The sequence below is a fragment of the Pontibacter litorisediminis genome (assembly GCF_029360645.1).
Lineage (GTDB): Bacteria > Bacteroidota > Bacteroidia > Cytophagales > Hymenobacteraceae > Pontibacter > Pontibacter litorisediminis.
This window is the reverse complement of the sequence record NZ_JARDUA010000008.1, coordinates 134,448-156,647: the sequence shown is the minus strand read 5'-3', so window position 1 is coordinate 156,647 and position 22,200 is coordinate 134,448. Positions and strand designations below refer to the sequence as shown.

The window sequence follows — 22,200 nt, the reverse complement described above, 5'->3', positions numbered from 1 at the left end:
TTACTTGCTAAGGATTGTCACGACACCTCTCTTCACCCAATTGATGTCCTTTACCTCAATAATGTACAGGAAAGGGCCCTTGAGCAACTGACCGCCGGTACTGCGGCCGTTCCAACCTGTTTCCGGATCTCTGGTTTCGAACACGCGCACGCCGGAACGGTCGAACACCTGGATGTAGACCTCATTGTAGAACCTGAGCTCCGGGATGGTCCAGTTGTCGTTGATGCCGTCACCGTTCGGGGAGAAGGCGTTGACGATCTTAAGCTGGTCCACCGTGCGGTCGTAGGCCTGCTTGGTCAGCGGGAACGTGCGTTCAATGCTGTTCAGGTACGGATCAGTGCTGCGCACGCGGATCGTAAAGCTTACCATGCCCGAAAGGCCGTTGTTGGACTTTAGGTATACCTTGTCCCCACGAGTCTCGAACAGATGGTTGTGCGTGTCGCCCTCGCCTCTTACCAGGGTATAGGCAAACTCTGTGTCATCCGGGTCCGAGGTGGTCAGGGTACCGATCACCTCGTCTGCCGTGGCTTCCGGCTTGAAAGTGGTGGCACTGAATGTCAGATTGGATGGAGCGATGTTAGGCTCCACCTCTACGGCTACTTCAGCGACAATACCTCGCAGGTTGGTCGTACCGGCGGCAAGCGTAAGCCGGCCTGTGAGAGGGTAGGTCCCGGCCACCAGCCCGTTGTAGGCTCCCTGCACCCACACCACGCCAATCGCCTCCGTGGCTCCGTCAGAGTAGGTTACCGTTACGGTACCCGGAAGCGGCACGCTGGCATAGGCCGTGCGGATCGGCACGTTGATCTGGGACGGGTTCGTCACCGACACGATATCGCGTCTTACCGTTACCCTCTGGGTAGCGGTGGCCGTGTTGCCCGAAGCATCCGTTACAGTCCATGTCACGGTGGTGGTACCTGTCGGGAATACGGCAGGCGCGTCGTTTGTAACAGTGGCTACTGCGCAGTTATCAGAGGTGATCGGTTCACCCAGATCCACGTTAGAAGCGGTTGTTTTACCGGCATCCACATTGACCACTACAGCCCCAGGCGCCGAGATCATTGGCGCCACTTTGTCTTCTACAATCACCGTGGCCACGGCTGTAGCCTTGTTGCCGCTGGCGTCCATCACGGTCAGCATGATGGTGTTTTCGCCCAAGTCCTCGCAGTTGAAAGCGCTCCTGTCAAGCGACATGCTCGCGATGCTGCAGTTGTCAGAAGAGCCGTTGTCCAGATCAGCAGCCGTGATGACGGCACTGCCCGCGGCATCCAGCTGCACGGTAACATCCTTCACCACCGCAACCGGTAACAGCTTATCTGCGACCGTCACAATCGCAGTGCCCGTCGCTAGGTTGCCGCTTCCGTCTGTTAGCGTCAGCGTCACCTCGTTTTCGCCTACGTTGCTGCAGTCAAACAAAGTCCTGGACAGCGTCATCGATGCAATGCCGCAGTTGTCGCCCGAACCCTTGTTGATGTCAGCTGCCGCAATGGTTGCCGCACCGGCCGCATCCAGTTGGATTGTCAGGTTTTGCGTGACCACCACCGGCGCGGCCTTGTCTTCCACCGTCACGATGGCCGTTGCCGCAGCCTGGTTGCCGCTCTTATCTGTTGCGGTCAGCGTGACGGTATTTTCGCCCAGGTCCTCGCAGCTGAAGCTAGCCTTGTCCAGACTAAGCGTCTCTATGCCGCAGTTATCCGTGGAGCCGTCGTTGAGCTGAGCCGCCGTAATACCGGCTACGCCGTTGGCGTTCAGTTGCACGACCAGGTTACGGGTCACTACTATCGGGGCTGCTTTGTCTTCCACCGTCACAATGGCCGTTGCCGCAGCCTGGTTGCCGCTCTTGTCGGTTACTGTCAAGGTCACAGTGTTTTCGCCGAGGTCTTCGCAGCCAAAGACCGTTTTGGACAGCTCCACCGTGGCCAGGCCGCAGTTGTCGTACGAGCCGTTGTCGATCTGCCCGGCAGTGATGCTGGCGTTGCCTGCTTCATCCAGGGCAACGGTCAGGTTGCGCGTCAGTATCACAGGCGCGATGGCCTCCAGCACCGTGACAGAGGCAGTGGCTGAAGCCGAATTACCGTACTTGTCGGTGACAGTCAGGGTTACCGTGTTGGCCCCCGTCTGGCTGCAGTCGAAAGAGGTTTTATCCAGGATGATTGATTCAATGCCGCAGTTGTCCGTGGAGTTTGCATTGACCTGCGCGGCTGTGACCGTCGCCTTGCCCTCGGCGTCGAGCTGTACAGAGACAGCACGGGTGCGCACCTCCGGCGCCAGGTTATCCAGCACGGTCACCGTGGCCGTCGCGGCAGACTCGTTGCCGCTGGCATCCCTCACAGTTAGGGTTACCGCGTTCTCCCCTATATTGGTGCAGTCAAACGATGTTTTGTCCAGGCTCAGGCTAACCTCACCGCATGCCTCCTGGCTACTGTTGTTTATATCAGCTGCGTCGATCGTAACACTGCCGGAGGCATTCAGGTAGACCGTGATGTTCTTGGTCACAGCCGTTGGCGCCACTTTGTCTTCTACCGTTACCTGCGCCGTTGCTGAGGCGGCGTTGCCGTGTACGTCTGTCACGGTCAGCACCACTTCATTCAGGCCTATCTGGCTGCAGTCGAAGGCAGTGCTGGAAAGGGTCATGGAGGCAATGCCGCAGTTATCGCTGGAGCCGTTGTTGATGTCGGCCGCCACAATCTCCGCCTTGCCCTGGGCATCCAGCCGGACCGTCATGTTTCTGGTTCGTACGACAGGCGCGGCCTTGTCTTCCACCGTCACAACTGCCGTGGCTGCCGACTGGTTGCCGTTCACGTCCGTCACGGTAAGCGTCACCATGTTTTCGCCAATGTTCGAGCAGTCAAAATCCGTCTTGTCAAGCAACAGGGACTTAATGCCGCAGGCACCGGCGCTTCCGTCGCTCACATCAGCTGCCGAAATGACCGCCTTGCCATCAGCGCCCAGCGCGACGGTGATGTTACGCGCTCTGGCTACCGGCGCCGTGTTGCTGCGAATGGTTACAGTCGCTGTGGCCCTGGCGCTGTTGCCACTGGCATCCGTCACAGTAAGCGTTACCGTGTTCTGGCCTACCTGGGAGCAGTCAAACAATGTCTGGTCCAGGCGAAGCGAGGCGACGGCGCAGTTGTCAGAAGAGTTATCATTTACCTGCTCCGGCGTCAGCGACACAGTGCCGTCCGCACCCAAGTAGAGCGTTACATCCTTTGCACGGGCTACCGGGGCAGTCGTGTCCACCACCTTCACCACAGCCGTGGCCGCAGCCTCGTTGCCGTGTACATCCGTCACGGTCAGGGTAACGGTGTTGTCACCCAGGTCACTGCAGTCAAAGCCTTCCTTGTCCAGCGCAATACGGGCAATGCCGCAGTTGTCCGTGGAGCCGTTGTTGAGCTGATCGGTAGTAATGGCGGCCTTGCCTGTTTCATCAAGGGCCACGGTCAGGTTGCGCGTCAGCGCCACCGGGGCCAGCTTATCCTCTACTGTCACTATGGCCGTAGCAGTCGCTACGTTGCCGCTCCCGTCCTTTACCGTCAGCACCACCTCGTTACGACCTGTGTTGCCGCAATCGAAAGTGGTCTTATCCAGCGCCAGGCGTATCTCTCCGCACGTATCAGAGGAGTTGTCATCTACCATGGCCGGTGTGATCGTGGCTTTGCCCTCCGCGTTTAGCTGCACGGTCAGGTTCCTTGCTCTGGCAACCGGAACCGTCTTATCCTCTACCGTTACATAGGCAAACCCATTAGATACATTGCCATGCACATCGGTGATGGTCAGGTTGACTACATTATCACCGATCGTCGTGCAGTCAAACGTAGTCTTGTCAAGCACAATGGAGCGGATGCCACAGTTATCGGCAATGCCCCCGTTCAGCTCCGCTGCCGTGATGGTCGCCTGACCAGCCCCATTCAGCTGCACGGTGATATTTCGGGTGACCACCGATGGCTTCTGCGTATCTGTCACGGTCACATCAAAACTGATTGTGGAGGTGTTACCGGCAGCGTCGGTGGCCACAAAGGTATTGGTCGTTTTGCCAACCGGGTAAAGTTCTCCCGGGGCAAGGCCCGCCGTCTGTGTAATGGTAACAGACGCCGAGCAGTTATCAGTCACTGTCGGCAAAGGGAAAGTCACCACCGCACCACATGTATTCGGATCCGTATCCTTTGCAATGGCACTCACGGGCGTGAAAACAGGAGCGGTTTCATCCTTTACCTCCACCTCCTGCGTCTGCGTGGCAAAATTGCCGGCTGCATCGGTATAGGTCCAGGTAATCCTATAAGTACCCTGCGTTCTATAGCTAACTGGATCAGTTGTCGTAGCGGTGATTACGCCGGACACATTGTCTTTAGCCGCTGGAGCCGTTGCAGTTACAGCGCAGGCTCCTGTCAGCTTTGGCAGTGAGGCAACTGCCGGCACAGGCGCCTCCTTGTCTTCCACGGTGACCAGCTGCATGGCGGTAGCCGAATTACCGGCTTCATCGGTCACGGTCCAGGTCACCGTTGTCTGTCCCAGCGGGAAAAGGGCCGGTGCATCATGGGCCACAGCTTTTAACTGACAGTTATCGCCGGCCACAGGTGTGCCGAGCGCAACGCCGGAAGCCGTGCTTTTACTGGGATCCGTAGACACACTGACAGCAGCGGGAGCCGTGATCGTGGGCGTCACGTTATCCACTACCGTCACGCGCTGGGTATAGGTGCTCTCGTTGCCGCTGGCATCCCTTGCCGTCCAGATCACGTTGGTCGTGCCTACAGGGTATTCACCACTGGCATCCGCCGTGCCGTTGAAGCTGTTGACTAAACGCACAGTACTGCAGTCATCCGTAGCTGCAGGAGCCGGGACGCTGACACTGGTCGCACAGGCTTTGCCTCCCAGGGTATAGCTGATCGTAAGGGTCGCCCCCTTAAAGTACACTGCATTCCACCAGGCATAGAGCGTCAGGTTGTTGGTGCCCCCGTACTTGTAAGTGGGTATGTCCCCGTTGAACGTAACTGTTTTCGTTTCCCTATTCGGGTAAAAGTCTCCTATCGACGTGCCGGAAACACTAGGACTCACGTGCGACAAGTAGGGTGCCTGCACTTTCAAAGCAATGGAGAACCCTGTCATCACTGCCCCCGCCGGGAGCGGATCCTGAAAATTGAACACGCTACCGCTTGCCCCGATGAAGCGGTTGTCATTAGGTATCGTCACAGTCTTTGTCTCCGCCAACGGCTTTGTCACGTCAGCAGGCGTTGTGAAGGTGGGCGCCACAAGGTCCTGGGCCGAAAGCGTGGCCTCGGCAGAGGTTACCTCCTGGTTGCCTTCGCCTTTCACGACAACGCGGTACTTTCTGTTGTGCAGACCGGTGGAGTTGCTAATAGTAAGTACAGCTGTCGTTACCCCAGCATATGTGCTGCTGCTGGCGATATTTCGCCAGCTGGTAATGTACTCCTGCCACTGGTAAGAGAGCGCATTATTGGCTGTAACATGGAACGCCGCACCGCTTCCGGGACACACGTTAATATTTGCCGGCTGTAGGGTGATGGCTGGTGCAGGGGGAGCGGCACGGGTCACGGTCACGGTATAGGTGTTTGTCGTACCATTCTCCGCTGTTACCAGGATTGGGATGGCATTCGCGCCACTCACCAGCGACACAGTAACAGCCTGGCCACTAACTGCCGCCACCCCGTTTACAGTGAGGCTGGCCATTGCGTCAGCCAGGGTTGCCGTGAGGTCCACGGCAGATGTCGTGTAGGCTACTGCCGCACTGTAGCTCGTCGTGCCTGTGGCAAAGGCCGGGGCCAGGGTGCCGCTGCTCAGGGTCAGGCTAGCCAGCCCGGCATTTGCCGAGGCAGCATCCCGGTAAATGAACAGGGTGTAGGTCTTTACCGTCCCATCCTCTGCCGTCACTTTGATGTCTACAGGATTTTGACCGACATTCAGATTAATAGTCCGGGCATTGCCGCTCTGCGTCGCCGTACCGGCTACCACCACTGAGGATCTTGCGTCCGCCACGGTAGGCGTGATACTGATCGAGTGCTGCTGGTAAGGCAGGTTTACCTTGTAGCTCAGCGTCGCCGGACTGAAAACAGTAGCCAGCTGTCCCGGCGAAACGGCCAGGTTTGCCAGGTCTGCATTAGAAGCGTAGTAGTTGTAAAGCGTACCATGCAGGCCATTGGCTGTTTTGTCTGCCAGGCGTTTGGCCGTTGCGTTGCCGGGACCGGTCACCCCCTGCTCTATGTCGTAGTAGGCGACCAGCCCACTGCTGCCGGCAGGCACCGGGTTGCAGTAGTGCTGCGCAATCTCACCGGCAGCACGGGCCGTGTTCCAGATCCGGATCTCGTCCATCTCCCCTTTAAAGGGCTCCCCTAGCCCGGCATCCGCCACACCGATGTGGACCGGCCTTCCCGTGAGCCCGGTATTCAATGTAGTACCGATAGCGCCGATGAAGGCACCATTCACATAAAAGTCAGAGCCTCCCGGTCGCATCACAACCGCCACGTGGTACCAGGTGCCCTTCACAAAGGTATAGGGCACCATCTGGTAGGAGCTGTTGTTCCACATGCCTATCATGTTGAGGCCATTGTTCAGGTGGATGCTGTAGCGGGTACCCGTTGCGGAACGAACGCCCAGCAGCGTGGGGTTCCCGCTGGCCTGGCCGGCAGTCCAGTCAGGCTTTACCCACAGCTCAACGGTGGTACTGGATGTCTCGAATTTCGGGTTGGCCGGTACACTGACGTACTGGTTGGTCCCATTGAATGCCAGTGGGTGCGCGGGCAGTGAGGAGGCAGCCAGCCGTGTCACCGCCACCGTGTAGGTTCGGACAGTTCCGTCCTGGGCCGTCAACTGGACGTCCAGTTGATTCCCCCCCACGTTAAGCGGCAGTGCAGGTGATGCCGTGCCACTGCTGACCAACGTGAAGGCGCCGTTGTTGATACGGACTTTGATAGTCGCGTTGGCATCCGCCTTGGTAGGAAAGACCGACAGGCTGCTTGCCTGATTGGCCACCGTTGCGCTGTAGGCCGTGGTGCCGGGAGCGAAGGCAGGCGATAAGGTACCGGCGTCCAGGCTGAGGGCTGCCAGGTTCGCGTTGCTGGAAAGCACCGGGCCCGCCGGGCCTACTCTGATATTATCCAGGTTCAGCTTCCACAGTCCGCTGAAGAAAAACGTCACGGACGTCACCTCCACATCTTTTGCTAAGGTCAGGTTGGCTCGGTTCTGATCGTTGAACATGTCTTCGGCCGCAGTAGCCCCTTGGTAAGACACCCTTAAATGCGGCGGTTTGTAGAAAGTCGGGTCACTGAAGCACTGGTAGGTCAACCAGGCATTGTAAAACCTGAACTTCTGCCCGTCTTTCCGCCTGAGGGTGACGCTTGTCGTTGCCGCGGTTTCATAATAGAGGCTGGCAGAGTTGCCCTCCCCTCCCGTCGTACTGTTTGTCCAGGAGCCATTACCGCTTTGGTTCAGTTCGTACTCCACGCCCCCTGCCACGAAGGCAGCTTTGGTGTCCCAGGGCCAGGATGGGCCTACATTTCCGCTGAGAGTGGCGGGTGTGGAGAAATCGTAGGTTTGCTGTGCCTGTAGCTGAAAGGACAGCAGCAACATGACCCACACAAGGGCGAAGCATACCTTTTTGTTCGCTTTCAACAGCACAGGTAAAGGTACGCCACGGCCTCTACCGAAAGAGGCAGCGTTCTTGGTCTTCATAAAATGGTTGGATTGTAGAAGTTTTAAATATGGTACAATAATTAGTTAGTAAGCCATTTAAAAGCGCTAGCCGGTTTGACAGAAGGGGAAGTTGACAACACGATCATAGAGTACAACATACTGACTAGCATAAATTTGCCTTCAATATTACAAATTAAAATAGGATATAATATTCACTTATTAAAATATAGATGCTTCAACATTAATTTATTGGAATAATTCAGTATCTCATAAATATGATTCAAATATTCTTTTATGAAGATATACCCGATGCATACCTGCGTCGCTGACAGAGCACAAGTATCCGCCTGACCCACACAAGAAAATAGAAGATGTAAACATTCCGGTTCTAGGGAAGAAGCACTGCTCTGGATAGATTTCTTAGTAAAGAACCTACAGGTCCCTTGCACCCCCTCCCCTGCTTTACAGCCCACAACCCGATGCAATAAAAGAAGGGGGTTAAACGGGAATTGTTGTTGTAGATTTCTGCTAATTCTACTGATCGAGCTTACTTTAGTAGCTCCCAGGCAACGAGCAGTTGCCAAACATCATGGGAAGCCGCTTACCCATGACCAGATCAGGGTTCCTCCAGATTTACCCTCTTCTGCGGCCTGCCATCTAAAAGCCACACTCCGAGTGCCTCAGGCGTAGAAGAATGGAGCCTGCAAACCAATAGTAACAGGGCCGTAAACCTCCTGATGCCCACGCAGGCTGTAATAGCACTTCATGCCTCTTTCTTCAAAGCTGGTCAGCGGCTACTGCAAAGCATTATGCTGCTACCTAGGGGGCGCTGGTTTTCCTTCAGGCCCCTCTCTTAAGGCCACTCAAAAAGCAAAAAATCCAACCGTCATTCATTCTGGGGCAAAGGTAGCCTTGCGTGCCGGACACAGGAGCAAGGTCGTGCGGACAAAATGGGTATCCACTGGCCGTGGACCCTCCGCATTTTCTCCGCCTCCACCTTGCCTTTAGTCCGGCCCGAAGGCAGCGGCAGCACCATAATCAATTTTCTCACACTTTAACATCAATGATTATGGAAAAGACCGTTAAAACATCCGCCAACACCCGAGTAGCCGAAGTCAAGCTCTCCTACCGCAACAAGGTAAAGCCCAGCGAGCGCCCGCAGGTCACCTGCTCCACCGACTCCTATAAGGTGCTGCAGGAAAGCTGGGACAAAAGCAAACTAGAGTTCGTCGAGCAATTCAAGGTACTGCTGCTCAACCGGGCCAACCGGGTGCTGGGCGTCTACGAGCTCTCCACCGGCGGGGTCGCCGGCACCGTGGCAGACCCCAAGCTCGTCTTCGTGGCCGCCCTGAAAGCCTGCGCCTCCGGCATCATCCTCTCCCATAACCACCCCTCGGGCAACCTCAAGCCCAGCCAGGCCGACCTGCAGCTCACCAAGAAGATCAAGCAGGGCGGCGAGCTGCTGGACATCACCGTCCTCGACCATCTTATCCTCACCAGCGAGGGCTATTATTCTCTAGCAGACGAGGGGCTCCTGTAGCCCCTCATCTTTACCGGCAGCGCTTCCCGGTCCTCAGAGGCGCCTTCAACAAGTTCTTCAACCATTAAAGCTTATACGTTATGAACGCATACCAGAAATTCAGCCAGCTTGCCCAGCAAGTAACAGATGAGGTGATCGCCGAGCTCCAGAAAGGAAAGGTCCTCTGGCAACAGCCCTGGGGCTCCTACGGCCTGCCGAAAAACTACAGCTCCAACCGCCCCTACGGGGGCTTCAATGCCTTTTACCTCCACCACATTACGGAGAAAAACAGTTTCACGGCGCCCTACTTCCTCACCTTCAGGCAGGCCCAGGAACAGGGCGGCAGCATCCGCAGGGGTGAGAAAGGCACCCGCATCGTCTACTGGAAGGTATATGAAAGCCAGGAAAGCAAAAACGCAGAAGAGCAGCCTGCGGAGAACAGCAACCGGTCCGACAGCAGGTTTGTTCCCTTTCTTTGGACCGTCTTCAACATCGACCAGGTGGATGGCGTGGACTTTCAACTGCCCGCCGTGCCTAATCGCAGCGGGCAGCAGGTCATTGAAGCCTGTCAGCAGGTGGTGGATAGTTTCCCCTCCCCTGCACCCCAGATCCGGCTCGGAGGCTCCGAAGCCTGGTATGCGCCAGCACTGGACAGGGTGCAGGTGCCCGAGCCGAAACAGTTCTCCTCCGCTGCGACCTACCACGCCACGCTCTTTCACGAACTCATCCACGCCACAGGCCACCCGACGCGCCTCAACCGCTTTTCAGACGAGGAAAAGGCCAGCCGCTTCGGAGACGAGGCCTACAGCAAGGAGGAGCTGGTGGCCGAAATGGGCGCCAGCTTCCTCTGCGCCTTCACCGGCATCCGGGAGCAGGTCTTTCCCAACTCGGTGGCTTACCTGCAGGGCTGGATGCGCCGGCTCCGAAATGACAGGACCGTGCTCCTCTACGCCGCCGCCAGGGCCTTCAAGGCAGCCAGCTATATACTGGAGCTAAAGGTAAAAGAGACCCAAGAAGCACCGCTCGATGTAAAAGCGGCTGCTTAAGGGTCGCAAAGGGGCTGCCTGGAAATCAGGCAACCCCTTTGTTACTTTTAAACGCCTGTTAGTCATTAATAAGACTGTAGCTCGTGCTTCTTCCTCCGGCAGCTTCCTTTCGGAGAATTCCTTTGCCTATCAAATCCTGTATGTCACGGCCCGCCGAATCCTGGGAGCATTTGGCGATCTTTGCCCACTTGGAAGAAGTGAGCTTCCCGACAAACCCGTCCTGCAGCTTCAATATCAGCAGGCGCTGCCGCTGGTTTAGCGGTGTCTCCGCATGCAGGTCCCAGAAACGGGCTTTCTCCAACACGGTCTCCAGTTTCTCCTCTGCCGCATGCAGCGCGCTGAGCAGACAGCATAGAAACCACTCCAGCCACGGAGTTATATCAAGCGTACCCTTCTGCGTTTTCTCCAGGATATCATAGTAGGCGTTTCGCTCCTGCCGTATCTGGGCGGACATACTGTAATACCGCTGTCCGCCTTTCTCAGCACGCGCCAGCTGCATGTCCGTGATCGCGCGCGCCACACGGCCGTTCCCATCATCAAACGGATGCAGGGTCACAAACCAGAGATGGGCTACGCCAGCCTTCAACACCGGGTCCAGCACCGACTCCCCGTTGAACCAGTCCAGAAACTTATCCATCTCACGCTCCAGCTTGAGCGCATCAGGAGCCTCAAAGTGCACCCTCTCCCGGCCAAGTGGACCTGATATAACCTGCATGGGCCCTTTTTCATTATCCCGCCAGGCCCCGGTGATGATCTTATACATGCCGCTTCTACCTGTTGGAAACAGAGAGGCCTGCCAATTGTACAAGCGCTCTTTTGTTAAGGGCTCCTGGTAGTTCTGGGTGGCATCCAGCATCATCTCCACCACCCCTTCCACATCCCTGTCCGATGGGATGAGCCCCGCTATATCCATACCCAGTCTCCTGGCGATTGATGACCGCACCTGATCGGGCTCCAGCAACTCCCCCTCAATTTCGGTGGATTTGAGCACGTCCTGCGTCAGGGTTTGCAGCATAGTCTCTTCTCTGACGGAGAACCCGAGCCCTTCCATACGGCCTGCCGATCGTCCTTGCACATAACGCACTTCCCCTAAGAGCCTGGAGAGTGAATGCTCATCCCATGTAAACTGCGGCCACGCCGGATGCTGGTATATGTATAAACTCATGTTGGTTTTTAATTGCGGAGATTAAGTTTGCTAATCTCCGCATAATTGCGGAGATTAGCAAACTTAATCTCCGCACAAGCCCAAAACACTTTACTCTAACAACGCTGAATGTTAAGTAAGCTATTTGTGTCATGGACGATGACACAAATAGCTGGGGCGGATAGCGCACATAATGCCAGGTTTTTATATTAAAAGTTGACATGATAGGGAAGCTATCTACCCCTTTAGTCATAGCTCTCTTAAATGGCAGGGCGAATGACTTCCAGCCTGCGCATGCAACTACTATTTCTGTACTACCGGATAAGGCATCCTGCCGTTGAAGCCGATCCGAAACAAAGCTCTCCTACCGCAACTGCATAAAGCCCCTTAGAAGATGATAGGAGTACTTTCCCCCGAGGCGGGTGTCCCGGGAGCTTTCTTTCCAAAATCTCCTGTTCCCGCTAAAGAACCCTCATTTTTACCTGTTGTTAGGCCTGTTCTACCTGCTCATGGGCTGGCAGCTTTACAGTTACCATGCCTGGCTCTGGGAAAAGGAATGGTAGAGGCAAACGGATCCTTTTTTCCCCTTTTGCCGTTGCTTCCAGCAAGAGCCAAGCTATGTCTTAAATTTCACTATGGATGTGTCAGTAGGGCACTTAGTCGTTTGCCGGGTACTGGCATTTAAGAATTCTACTAGCCCGTCTCGCTGCATCTGTTCAAAGGCAGTCAGGTAATTAGCAAGGCAGTAGGCAGTCCCCGGATTATCGAGCTCATAAATCTTTCCAATCGACTTGTACTTGTACTGCCCTTGGTTTATGGTTAACCTTTTCACCAATTTCATAATCGTATAGGCTGGCTCCTCCACAAACAAGGAGAACTGTGCCGGCACAAATTTGTGCGCTGACCATTCTGGAACACCATCCTCACGCGAAACGCTGTACGCCATCATGTGCTCTTTAAAGCCCCTGTAGACTTTTATATCAGCCGACGCAAAAAGCAGGTAAAACGCAGCTTGCTCACGGTTTGGCAGATTGATTTTGTAAAGCAGTGATGTATATCCATTGCTCCGTAACACGCTCTCAAACTGCTCCAAGATAAACTGCTGGCGCCTTGCCTTATCCTTCTCCAGTTGGCAGAAGCGCTGTACCTGTGGCAGCTGATCGGCAAACAACCGGGCCAGTATCTCCGGCTGCTTTTTACCTGCCATGGTTTTGGTTACATGGTCAGGGCTTATGAGCATAAAAAGGTCCGAGCGCCATTCAAGGATGGCTTGTTTGGCTACCCCGTGTGCGAAGGCGCTCGCAAACGGATCCGCAAAGACCAGGGAGGCATGGCCTGCTCCAGCCAATTCTCCTGGCAGGGTTTTGTTTTCAGGTGTAGCAAGGCTTTTGGGCGAGTGCTGCAGTTCTGCGCAATAAGCACAGCCTAGCAGCTGTTGCTGAACCTGCTCCAGCACATCTTTGTATTTGCTGTAGTAAAACGTATGAGCCTGTTGGTTCAGCTTCGGTCTCGTCAGGATACTCTTACATAAGGCCGTTTTGGTATCAGAAACAGCGCTCTGCTTGCTTCCGGCGTGTAGGTCCGTATAAAAGATACCTTGAACGGTCTGCTCTTTGAGCCTGGTGACCTGCAGATCGCACCAGGCATCAAAGAAAGGCAGTAGTAGCTCCTGTTTGATTTCCGTAAAGCTGCGCCGGTGGCTAAAGAAGTTGTTTGGTGCTACTGTGGGCATAGGTAAAAACGCAGCACGAAAGCCTGCTGCAGTATTAAAACTGGCCACTAAATTAATTAGTCAAGCTGCAACAATACTAATAAACTTAGCATTTTATTTACCTACACAAGTTCTCAGCAACATAAAACACTGAGGGTAAACACCTTTTAAACTTAATTAGGATGCACCACCTCAACAAATGCCCCTAGAAGATGCCCCTAATTACTTCTAACAGAATGAACATGCAAGCCAGCAAAATAAAAGCGTTGTAGACACCCGCCATACACTCCTACCTAGGTACGGAAGCCGCGAAGAGCGCCTCCTGCTAATGCTTTCTTTCCGCCAGCTCAAACACCTTTTCCAAGGTATAGGTATGCATACCGGGTTTTGCGGCAGTGCCAGCGTGAACCATAGCCTGCGCCACCACCCTGTCCTCGTAAGGCCTGTACTTGCCCGCCAGCCCTACCTTGTCCAGCAAATGCAGCACCTTGTAGGCAGCCTTTTCGCCAAAGCGGCTCTCTTCGCGGTCGCCGTGCAGCAGGCCCGGCTGCAGGATGTTAGTACTCTGCAAGCCAAGCTCTTTAACGGCCTCCTCCAACGCGCCCTTCATGCGGGAGTAGAAGATCATGGAATTGGGATTGGCTCCTGACGAGGAAACAAGCACATAAGTCGGCACACCGTTTCGGGCAGCGGCTTCTGCAAACTTGTATTGGTAATAGTAATCCACTCGGTACTGCTGGTTCTGCCCCCCAGCCTGCTTCAGGGTAGTGCCGAGCGAAGAGAAGAGCACATCTCCCTTCACCAGGTGCTGCCACTCCTCCACCGCATCGAAATTGATAAGATGCTCCTCCAGTTTGGCATGGGCGATGCCCAAGGACCGCCTGCCAAACACGATCACTTTTTGGAAGCGTTCATCTGCCAGCAGCAGCTGAACGAGCTGCTTTCCTACCAGACCTGTTGCGCCAATAACGAGTGCTGTTTTCATAGTTTTACATTTCTTCTTTCATGTTGTACCGCCTTATACGTGCGTCTGCCTATCAGACTGAGGCAAACGCCCGGGAGCATAGCGGAAACTTTGCGCCTACTCTAAACATTTGTGCTACGTCTCCACGAGCTCCGTCTTCACTCCTGCCCATTCGCCGTTGCTTGCTCTGCCAATAACTAGGGCCGTGATGCGGCGCCTTCCTATCCGGTACACCCTCACTTCTTTTAAGTGCTGCTCCAGGTAGGTCTGCAGTGCCTGGAAACGTGAGACGCTTTCCCGCTCTTGTGTCGTTTCCGATGCAGCAGAGATCATTGGGCGGAAGAAGGTCTCAAGCTTTATCATCTCTACCTTACTTTCCTCTGGTTTTTCTGCCCAGGCAGTCACTTCCTCCACCGTAGGCGCGGTATTGGAAAAGCGCACAACCTCCAGCGGCGCGTCCGTCTCGCTCTGGTATAGCAAACCCTCCGAAAGATGGCGAAGGTCTTCCAGCACGGTGTCTGTGTTTTCGCTGTTGCTGCTCATTTTTTCATTTCATGTGGTAGTCCGTCTATCGCGTAGGGCCTATATCCACCCTGCGCTCGAGCACCTGTTGTATACTGGTTGGCAGGGCGGACAAGAGGTCATATCCGGTAGCCTGCTCAATGGCATCTACGGTGGTGCGGTAAGCGCCCCAGTCCGACTGCACCGCATCGCTGTTGGGTGTGTCCACGGCGATCACGCGCGTGCTGGCGCTGATACGCTCCAGGTCGCCTTCTCCTTCAGGCAATACGACGAGTACCTTCCAGATACGGGCAGGCACCGTGATGCGGCCATTGTCTATCGTACTGGCGGGTCCAGCGGAGCCGGTCCCGCCCTTCCCGTAACTGCCCATCACCACGTACACTTCCATGCCTCCCGAGACCAGCTTTCGGGTGTAGTCTTCCAAATCAGCCCATGCCCCCTGGTTGTTATTGGGAGCCTGAGGGATCATGTTGGTCATCAGAAAAGTGGCCGAGTTATCTTCGGCCGTGCGGGTCCTGTCGGCTGACGGGGCGTTGTGCCCCCGGTCAAAGCCGCTGTTGCGGTAACTGGTAGCCGAGACGCGGTACCAGCCTTCCGGAAGCGACGGGTCGGGGCGGAAATCGTTTTGGCGGTCAGAAGTTCCAAGCCAGTCCTGGTTTACGTGCCAGCTCACCCAGTTGGGCGTGCTGCGCTCCCGGTTGTATGAGAGGGCATATTGAGGCCTTGTGATCAGGTAATTGTCAGGCTTGCTAATGTCCATTGTGGCTGCGCTGGGTTTCCCCAAGAGCAACTGCTGTTCCTCCAGGGTCAAGGACCGCTGTGGCGCCACCTCCGAGTCCTTGCAACTCGAAAGAACGATGAGGAGCAGAAGAAGTGATCGGTAAAAGTGTTTTATCATGGTGTTTTTTGTCATGAAATGATTAAGATCCCACCCGGCTATTCGTCAGCCTGGTACGGGTGCAACAAAGTAACGCGCCCAAAGTCATTTCCGCATGCGGCGAAGCCTGTTTTGCTTCACCTGGACTTCAGGAGGATCCCCCAGGCGGGTAGTGTAGCAGGGCGAAAGGTTCTCCTGCCGCAGTGGCCAAGGCCCCTTTCCGATGCCATGCATCCTGTTCATGCCGGTAGAGCGGTCCTATCGATGGTAGAGCGGTCCTATCGATCTTGTAGGGAGGTGAGCGTTTGCATCAGCCGGGCATGCTTCTCCCGGCCCACTGTATCCAGCAGGCTCAGCTGCATGCTGGTTGCGAAGCAAATCCTCAATAATAATCCCATGCACCTCTAAAACATGATTTTTATCATTTACAATTTACTTTTACTCTCGTACATTTATTTTGTTAATCAACATTCGTTATTCAACAGTAGATGGACTAAACAACACCGGGTAGCATAAAAAATGTGCACCTGTTGGCGACCTGTACCCTAGAACTGCTGAACGGAGACACCACAGCACGGCTAAGTCCTTAGCAGCTAAAGCTGCCTCAGCACCAGCTACCTTCCTAATGGAGGCGCGGCAGTTGACTACAGTCTCAGCCAAGACATGAGCTACAACTGACAACTTTTGAACCCTACCAAAGGCACACATCCTATAGATTGTATTCCAAGAGATAGCCATGGACTTAACCCATATCCATCTGCTGCTGAATCATTTTCCGATTGTCGGAACCCTGATCGGCGGTGGCGTCATGCTGTGGGGCATGGCGCGAAATCAGAAAACGATAAAAGCGGTAGCGTCTGCCATCATTATCTCCATGACAATCCTGGCCATACCGGTATACCTGACTGGGGAACCTGCCGAAGAGCTGGTAGAGAATGTTCCGGGTATATTGGAGAGCGCGCTGGAGGAGCATGAAGAGGCGGCAGAGCTGGCCATCTGGGTGATGGCCGCCGCAGGTGTAGCCTCCCTGGCCGCCTTGCTGCTGCAGTACCGGTCTTCCTCCAAAGCACCCTTTGGTTTAGCCACTATCCTGACGCTGCTGGCCTTTGCGGCCATGGCCCGCGTCGGGTACCTGGGTGGCCAGATCAGGCATACAGAGTTGCAGCGGGACCAGCCCGTAGGCCAGCAGCTACACAGTAGCGAAAGCGTTGGTGAATAAGCCTACCAGTTATGCTGAATAGGATCATATCTTTCTCCATACAGAACAAGCTCATTATCGGGCTTTTCGTGGTTGGTTTGATCATAACGGGCATCTATAACCTGACACGGTTGCCCATAGACGCGGTGCCCGACATCACCAATAACCAGGTGCAGGTCATCACGGTGGCGCCATCGCTAGGCGCTCCGGACATCGAGCGCCTGGTCACCTTCCCTGTAGAGCAGGCTAACAGCAATATTCCGGGCATCAAAGAAATCCGCAGTTTCTCCCGCTTCGGCCTTTCCCTGGTAACCATCGTGTTTGAAGATGGGGTCGATGTGTACTGGGCCCGGCAGCAGGTGGCCGAACGGCTGCAGGCCGTGCAGGAGCAAATCCCGGCAGGCGTGGGAACGCCGGCATTAGGGCCTGTCACCACCGGCCTGGGGGAGATCTACCAGTACGTGGTGCGGCCCGAGAAGGGCTACGAGGGCAAGTATGATGCCATGGAGCTGCGCACTATTCAGGACTGGATCGTGCGGCGGCAGTTGCTAGGGGTGCCTGGCGTGGCAGATGTGAGCAGCTTCGGCGGCTACCTGAAGCAGTATGAGATTGCAGTAGATCCATCCCGGCTCAAATCCTTCGGTCTGACCATCTCAGACGTGTTCACGGCACTGGAGCATAACAACCAGAACACTGGCGGCTCCTACATCGACAAAGGTGACGCGGTATTGTTTATCCGCAGCGAGGGCCTGCTGGGTAGCTTGGAAGACATTCGGGGTATAGCCGTGAAAAACACAGCGATTGGCACCCCCCTCTACCTGCGAGATGTGGCGGAGGTAGGTTATGGGCATGCCAACCGCTTCGGCGCCATGACCTACAACGATCAGGGTGAGGTGGCCGGTGCCGTTGTGATGATGCTCAAAGGCGCCAACAGCAACGAAGTTATCAAAAACGTAAAAGCCCGCATCGACCAGATTAGCGAATCGCTGCCGGAGGGTATTGTCATCGAACCGTTCCTTGACAGGACCAAGATGGTGAACAACGCCATCAGCACGGTGGAGAAAAACCTGCTGGAAGGCGCCCTGATCGTGGTCTTTGTGCTGGTCCTGTTCCTAGGGAACCTTCGGGCTGGGCTGATTGTGGCCTCGGTTATTCCACTATCCATGCTTTTTGCCGTAATCATGATGAACACCTTTGGCGTGAGCGGCAACCTGATGAGCCTGGGCGCGCTGGACTTCGGCCTGATCGTAGACGGTGCCGTGATCATTGTGGAATCAGTACTCCACACATTTCATTCCAACAAGCGCTTCGCCACGGCCACCCGCCTGTCTCAGTCTGAAATGGACAATACGGTGCAACAGTCTGCCAGCCGGATGATGAACAGCGCCATCTTCGGGCAGATCATCATCCTGATCGTCTACCTGCCCATTATGGCGCTGGTAGGAATAGAAGGTAAAATGTTCCGCCCGATGGCCCAAACCGTTTCCTTCGCCCTGATTGGTGCGGCCATTCTCTCGCTCACCTACGTGCCGATGATGAGCGCGCTTTTACTAAGCAAGAAGATCAGCCATACACCTACTTTCTCTGACAGGATGATGGCCACGGTGGAGCATTTTTACCAGAAGCAGCTGCGCCGCGTGATTGCGTTCCCTAAAATGATTATTGCCGGGGCAGTAGTACTGTTCACTGCGGCGGTGCTGGTGCTGATGTCGTTGGGTGGTGAGTTTATACCTGCCCTGGAGGAAGGTGACTTTGCCGTGGATACCCGCGTGCTGACGGGCAGTAACCTTAACACCACCATCCGCTCGACCCAGCAGGCAGCCGGTATCTTGCTGGAGAGATTCCCGGAGGTGGAGAAAGTGGTGACCAAGATCGGTTCCGGCGAGATACCGACTGACCCGATGCCCATCGAAGCCAGCGACATGATGGTGATCCTGAAACCGAAAGCAGAATGGACTTCTGCCACCTCCTTTGATGAACTGGCCAAAAAAATGGGTCGCGCCCTGCAGGACGTACCTGGTATCACGGCGGGTTTTCAGTATCCGGTGCAGATGCGCTTTAACGAACTGATGACGGGCGCCCGCCAGGATGTTGTTTGCAAGATATTCGGGGAGGACCTGGACACGCTGGCCCGCTACGCCAGCCGGCTGGGCGAACTGGCCACCACCGTGGAAGGGGCCACCGACCTGTACGTGGAGACGGTGACCGGTATGCCACAGATCGTGATTAAGTATAAACACGCCGCCATTGCGCAGCACGGCTCCAACATCGCCGACATCAACCGGACGGTAAATGCCGCTTTTGCCGGTGTCAGCAGCGGGTTGGTGTTTGAGGGGGAGCGGCGCTTTGACCTGGTCGTGCGCCTGCAGGGCGAGCTGCGGCAGAACCTGCGCGACGTGCAGAACCTGCTCATCCCGACCCCTTCCGGGCAACAGGTGCCACTCTATCTGCTGGCGAATGTACAGCTGCAGGAAGGACCTTTCCAGATACAGCGCGAAGATGCAAAACGCCGTATTATGGTGGGCTTTAACGTGCGGGGCCGCGACGTGCAAAGCATCGTGGATGAGTTGCAGCAAAAAGTAGCCCAACAGCTAAGCTTCCCCCCCGGTTATTACGTGGTATACGGCGGCGAATTTGAAAACCTGAAAGCCGCCCGTGATCGTCTGACAGTAGCCGTACCTATCTCGCTGGCGCTGATTTTCCTGCTGCTATACTTTGCCTTCCGCTCGGTGCGCTACGGCCTGCTCATCTACTCGGCGATCCCGCTATCCGCCATCGGTGGTATTTTTGCCCTGTGGCTGAGGGGCATGCCCTTCAGTATCTCAGCGGGCGTGGGTTTTATAGCGCTGTTTGGGGTGGCCGTACTTAACGGCATTGTGATGGTGGCCGAGTTTAACCGCTTGCGATTGACCGGTGGGCTGAGCCTGCAGGAGATTGTACTGGAAGGCACCAAAACGCGCCTGCGCCCGGTGCTGATGACAGCCAGCGTGGCCAGTATGGGCTTTCTGCCGATGGCCTTGAGCATGGGGGCCGGGGCCGAAGTACAGCGCCCGCTGGCCACGGTGGTGATCGGCGGCCTGATCGTCGCCACCTTGCTCACCCTGTTTGTGCTGCCCTCACTGTACATCCTTTTTGAGAAAGCGGCACACCACGACACGCCCGTAAACAAACCGGTTGCCACTTGTGTGAGCGTCATGCTCCTGCTACTGCTGCCGAACCTGTCCTCGGCACAGCAGTCCATTACGCTGGAACAGGCGATTGCCAAGGCACTTCATCAGAATCTCTCGCTACAGAACGAGCGGCTGCAGGCAGTAGCACAGCAGAAACTTCAGGGAACAACCTGGGACATTCCGCAAACAACCGTAGCCGGGGAGTACGGGCAGATCAACACCGCCTACAACGATACCCGCTTCAGCGTGACACAAAGCATCCATTTTCCAACGGTATATACTAAACACAAGCAGCTGCTCAGGCGCCAGTGGCAGCAGCGCGTGCTGCAGGCAGAGCTCACCGCTTTTGAGCTGCAATGGCAGGTGACGCGCGTATACTACGACATGCTGTATGCCCGCGAAAAACAGCAGCTGTTGCTCCATACCGACAGCCTGTATGCCACTTTCCTGCGCAACGCAGAGCTTCGCTTTGAAATGGGGGCCAGCAACATCCTGGAGAGAAACACGGCCCAAACGCAGCGCGGGCAGGTAAGTATGCAACTCAAGCAGCTACAACAGGAAATAGCCGGCCTTCAGCAAGAGTTTCAGTTGCTGCTCCAAACCGACACCATTTACTTACCAGCTGCACATCCGCTGAAAATGAAGTTCCCTGCCATCAGCGATACGGCAGTACGAGACACACACCCTTACCTGAAGCTGTTACAACAACAGCAGGAAGTAAGCCAGGCCCAGACCAAGGTGGAGCAGTCCAGGCTGCTGCCCGAGTTAGAGGCAGGCTACAGCAACCAAAGCATCAAGGGAATGCAGAATGTGGATGGCGTAGAACGAAATTATACTTCCTCAGATCGTTTTTCTGCTGTGCAACTCGGGGTGGGGGTTCCGCTGTTTTTTGGAGCGCAGAAGTCCCGGATCCGGGCCGCCCGGATACAGGAACAGGTAGCCAGGAACAGCTACCAAGCGGGAAAGCTAAGACTGGAAAACCAATTGCAAAAGGCGCTGGAGCAGCACCGACTGGCCCAGGAAAACCTCTCTTATTTCGAACAGACGGCCCTGCCCAATGCCAGCTCCATCATCCGGACAGTTGATGAGCAGTTCCGGGGCGGTGAGATCGACTACCTGGAGTGGGTGCTGCTCACCAACCAGGCCATCACCCTGCAGACCAACTACCTCGACGCTGTTAGAACCTATAACCTGAGTATACTCGAGATCAACGCCCTTACCCAAAGCTGGTAATGCCATGAAAAAGTCATTCCATATCTATCTTATAGCCGTGCTCAGTTTACTAGCAGGCTGCGGCACAGACCGGCCTGTCGAATCAGCCCCTGATGCAAAACCACAGGAGACGAACCTGGTGCAGCTTACACCGGCACAACTTAAGAACGCCAGGGTAGAGACGGGCAAACCAAAACAAAAAATCATCTCAACGGTGCTGCAGGTAAACGGCGTAATGGAAGCTCCCCCACAAAACATGGTCTCCGTAAGCGTTCCGCTGGGCGGCTACCTGAAACAAACCACCCTGATCCCTGGCATGCACCTGAAAAAGGGGCAGCTGATGGCCGAGCTCGAAGACCAGACCTATATCCAGCTGCAGCAGGACTACCTGACAGCCAAAGCCCACCTAGGGTATCTCGAGCAGGAGTTTAACCGGCAGCGCGCCCTGAACCAGAGCAAGGCCAGCAGCGATAAAGTTTTCCAGCAAACCAGGGCAGAATACGAGAGCCAGCAGGTACTCCTCAAGGCCTTGGGCGAGAAGCTCCGCATGGTCGGAGTTACCCCCAGCCGGCTCACGGAACGTACGCTCACCCGCACCATACGCCTCTACTCTCCCATTGATGGTTATGTAACGAAGGTAAATGTGAACATCGGCAAGTATGTCGTGCCGACGGACGTGCTGTTTGAACTGGTGGACCCTCGCGACCTACACCTCATCCTCACCGTGTTTGAGAAGGACCTGGATAAACTGGAGATTGGGCAACAGGTACTGACACACCGGGCCAACCAGCCGGAGAACAAATATCCTGCTAAAGTCATCTATATAGGCAAGGACGTGACTGGCGATCGGGCGGTGGAGGTGCATTGCCATTTAAATAAGGAGGACCGTTCACTGGTGCCCGGTATGTTCATGAACGCGGAAATAGAGGTGCAGAGCAAGAAGGCGTATACTTTGCCCGACGAGGCCATTGTGCGCTACGGCAACAAGCAATATGTTTTCGCGGTGCGGGACAGCAGCATTTATGAGATGGTAGAAGCCCAGACCGGCCATTCTGAAAATGGCTTTACGGCACTTCTTCCAAGCACGAACTTACACCCAGAAAGCCAGACCTACGTCACCAGCGGAGCTTACGCCTTGCTCATGAAATTGAAAAACAAGGAGGAAGAATAAAGATTTCTCCACTTCACATCATTGA

Annotated in this window: 12 protein-coding genes; 5 read left to right on the top strand and 7 right to left on the bottom strand. The window is 55.3% G+C overall.

Annotation, left to right across the window (positions count from 1 at the left end; translation table 11 throughout):
• A complete protein-coding gene (locus PXG97_RS19300) occupies positions 1–7,680 on the bottom strand; it encodes a cadherin-like beta sandwich domain-containing protein (protein ID WP_276499474.1) in 7,680 nt (2,559 codons plus the stop codon).
• 1,030 nt (positions 7,681–8,710) lie between these two features.
• Here PXG97_RS19300 and PXG97_RS19295 point away from each other — a divergent pair.
• Entirely contained in the window at positions 8,711–9,181 is a 471-nt protein-coding gene (locus PXG97_RS19295; RefSeq protein ID WP_276499473.1) for a JAB domain-containing protein, read from the top strand.
• Between the two features lie 80 nt (positions 9,182–9,261).
• Positions 9,262–10,206, top strand: a complete 945-nt coding sequence (locus tag PXG97_RS19290; RefSeq protein WP_276499472.1) for an ArdC family protein — start codon at positions 9,262–9,264, stop codon at positions 10,204–10,206.
• A gap of 58 nt (positions 10,207–10,264) precedes the next feature.
• On the opposite strand, the gene PXG97_RS19285 is transcribed toward PXG97_RS19290, so the two are convergent.
• The 6 genes from PXG97_RS19285 to PXG97_RS21520 all read right to left on the bottom strand — a co-directional run bounded on the left by PXG97_RS19285 (position 10,265) and on the right by PXG97_RS21520 (position 15,658).
• On the bottom strand, positions 10,265–11,371 hold the full coding sequence (locus tag PXG97_RS19285; protein ID WP_276499471.1) for a Fic family protein: 1,107 nt from the start codon (positions 11,369–11,371) through the stop codon (positions 10,265–10,267).
• A gap of 595 nt (positions 11,372–11,966) precedes the next feature.
• Complete coding sequence (locus PXG97_RS19280) at positions 11,967–13,130, bottom strand: hypothetical protein (protein WP_276499470.1); 1,164 nt, start codon at positions 13,128–13,130, stop codon at positions 11,967–11,969.
• A 256-nt stretch (positions 13,131–13,386) separates the two neighbouring features.
• Positions 13,387–14,046, bottom strand: a complete 660-nt coding sequence (locus PXG97_RS19275) for an NAD(P)H-binding protein (protein ID WP_276499469.1) — start codon at positions 14,044–14,046, stop codon at positions 13,387–13,389.
• Between the two features lie 114 nt (positions 14,047–14,160).
• Positions 14,161–14,568 (bottom strand): nuclease A inhibitor family protein, encoded by a 408-nt coding sequence (locus tag PXG97_RS19270; protein WP_276499468.1) that lies wholly within the window; start codon positions 14,566–14,568, stop codon positions 14,161–14,163.
• Positions 14,569–14,593: 25 nt separating this feature from the next.
• Positions 14,594–15,445, bottom strand: coding sequence for a DNA/RNA non-specific endonuclease (locus PXG97_RS19265; protein ID WP_276499467.1), 852 nt, complete (start codon positions 15,443–15,445; stop codon positions 14,594–14,596).
• A gap of 84 nt (positions 15,446–15,529) precedes the next feature.
• The gene (locus PXG97_RS21520; protein ID WP_420851826.1) at positions 15,530–15,658 is read right to left on the bottom strand and encodes a DUF4113 domain-containing protein; all 129 of its coding nucleotides are present in this window, start codon (positions 15,656–15,658) and stop codon (positions 15,530–15,532) included.
• Positions 15,659–16,160: 502 nt separating this feature from the next.
• Here PXG97_RS21520 and PXG97_RS19260 point away from each other — a divergent pair.
• The 3 genes from PXG97_RS19260 to PXG97_RS19250 are packed head-to-tail and all read left to right on the top strand — an operon-like array spanning position 16,161 to position 22,175.
• Entirely contained in the window at positions 16,161–16,643 is a 483-nt protein-coding gene (locus tag PXG97_RS19260) for a hypothetical protein (RefSeq protein ID WP_276499466.1), read from the top strand.
• A gap of 11 nt (positions 16,644–16,654) precedes the next feature.
• Entirely contained in the window at positions 16,655–21,025 is a 4,371-nt protein-coding gene (locus PXG97_RS19255) for a CusA/CzcA family heavy metal efflux RND transporter (RefSeq protein WP_276499465.1), read from the top strand.
• Positions 21,026–21,029: 4 nt separating this feature from the next.
• On the top strand, positions 21,030–22,175 hold the full coding sequence (locus PXG97_RS19250; RefSeq protein WP_276499464.1) for an efflux RND transporter periplasmic adaptor subunit: 1,146 nt from the start codon (positions 21,030–21,032) through the stop codon (positions 22,173–22,175).
• Positions 22,176–22,200 lie beyond the last annotated feature (25 nt).

Excerpts from the sequence above, each read along its gene's own strand:
- PXG97_RS19285 (WP_276499471.1), bottom strand. The coding sequence starts at position 11,371 with ATGAGTTTATACATATACCAGCATCCGGCGTGGCCGCAGTTTACATGG.
- PXG97_RS19295 (WP_276499473.1), top strand. The coding sequence starts at position 8,711 with ATGGAAAAGACCGTTAAAACATCCGCCAACACCCGAGTAGCCGAAGTC.
- PXG97_RS19255 (WP_276499465.1), top strand. The coding sequence starts at position 16,655 with ATGCTGAATAGGATCATATCTTTCTCCATACAGAACAAGCTCATTATC.
- PXG97_RS19300 (WP_276499474.1), bottom strand. The coding sequence starts at position 7,680 with ATGAAGACCAAGAACGCTGCCTCTTTCGGTAGAGGCCGTGGCGTACCT.
- PXG97_RS21520 (WP_420851826.1), bottom strand. The coding sequence starts at position 15,658 with ATGCATGGCATCGGAAAGGGGCCTTGGCCACTGCGGCAGGAGAACCTT.
- PXG97_RS19290 (WP_276499472.1), top strand. The coding sequence starts at position 9,262 with ATGAACGCATACCAGAAATTCAGCCAGCTTGCCCAGCAAGTAACAGAT.
- PXG97_RS19270 (WP_276499468.1), bottom strand. The coding sequence starts at position 14,568 with ATGAGCAGCAACAGCGAAAACACAGACACCGTGCTGGAAGACCTTCGC.
- PXG97_RS19265 (WP_276499467.1), bottom strand. The coding sequence starts at position 15,445 with ATGATAAAACACTTTTACCGATCACTTCTTCTGCTCCTCATCGTTCTT.
- PXG97_RS19275 (WP_276499469.1), bottom strand. The coding sequence starts at position 14,046 with ATGAAAACAGCACTCGTTATTGGCGCAACAGGTCTGGTAGGAAAGCAG.
- PXG97_RS19250 (WP_276499464.1), top strand. The coding sequence starts at position 21,030 with ATGAAAAAGTCATTCCATATCTATCTTATAGCCGTGCTCAGTTTACTA.
- PXG97_RS19260 (WP_276499466.1), top strand. The coding sequence starts at position 16,161 with ATGGACTTAACCCATATCCATCTGCTGCTGAATCATTTTCCGATTGTC.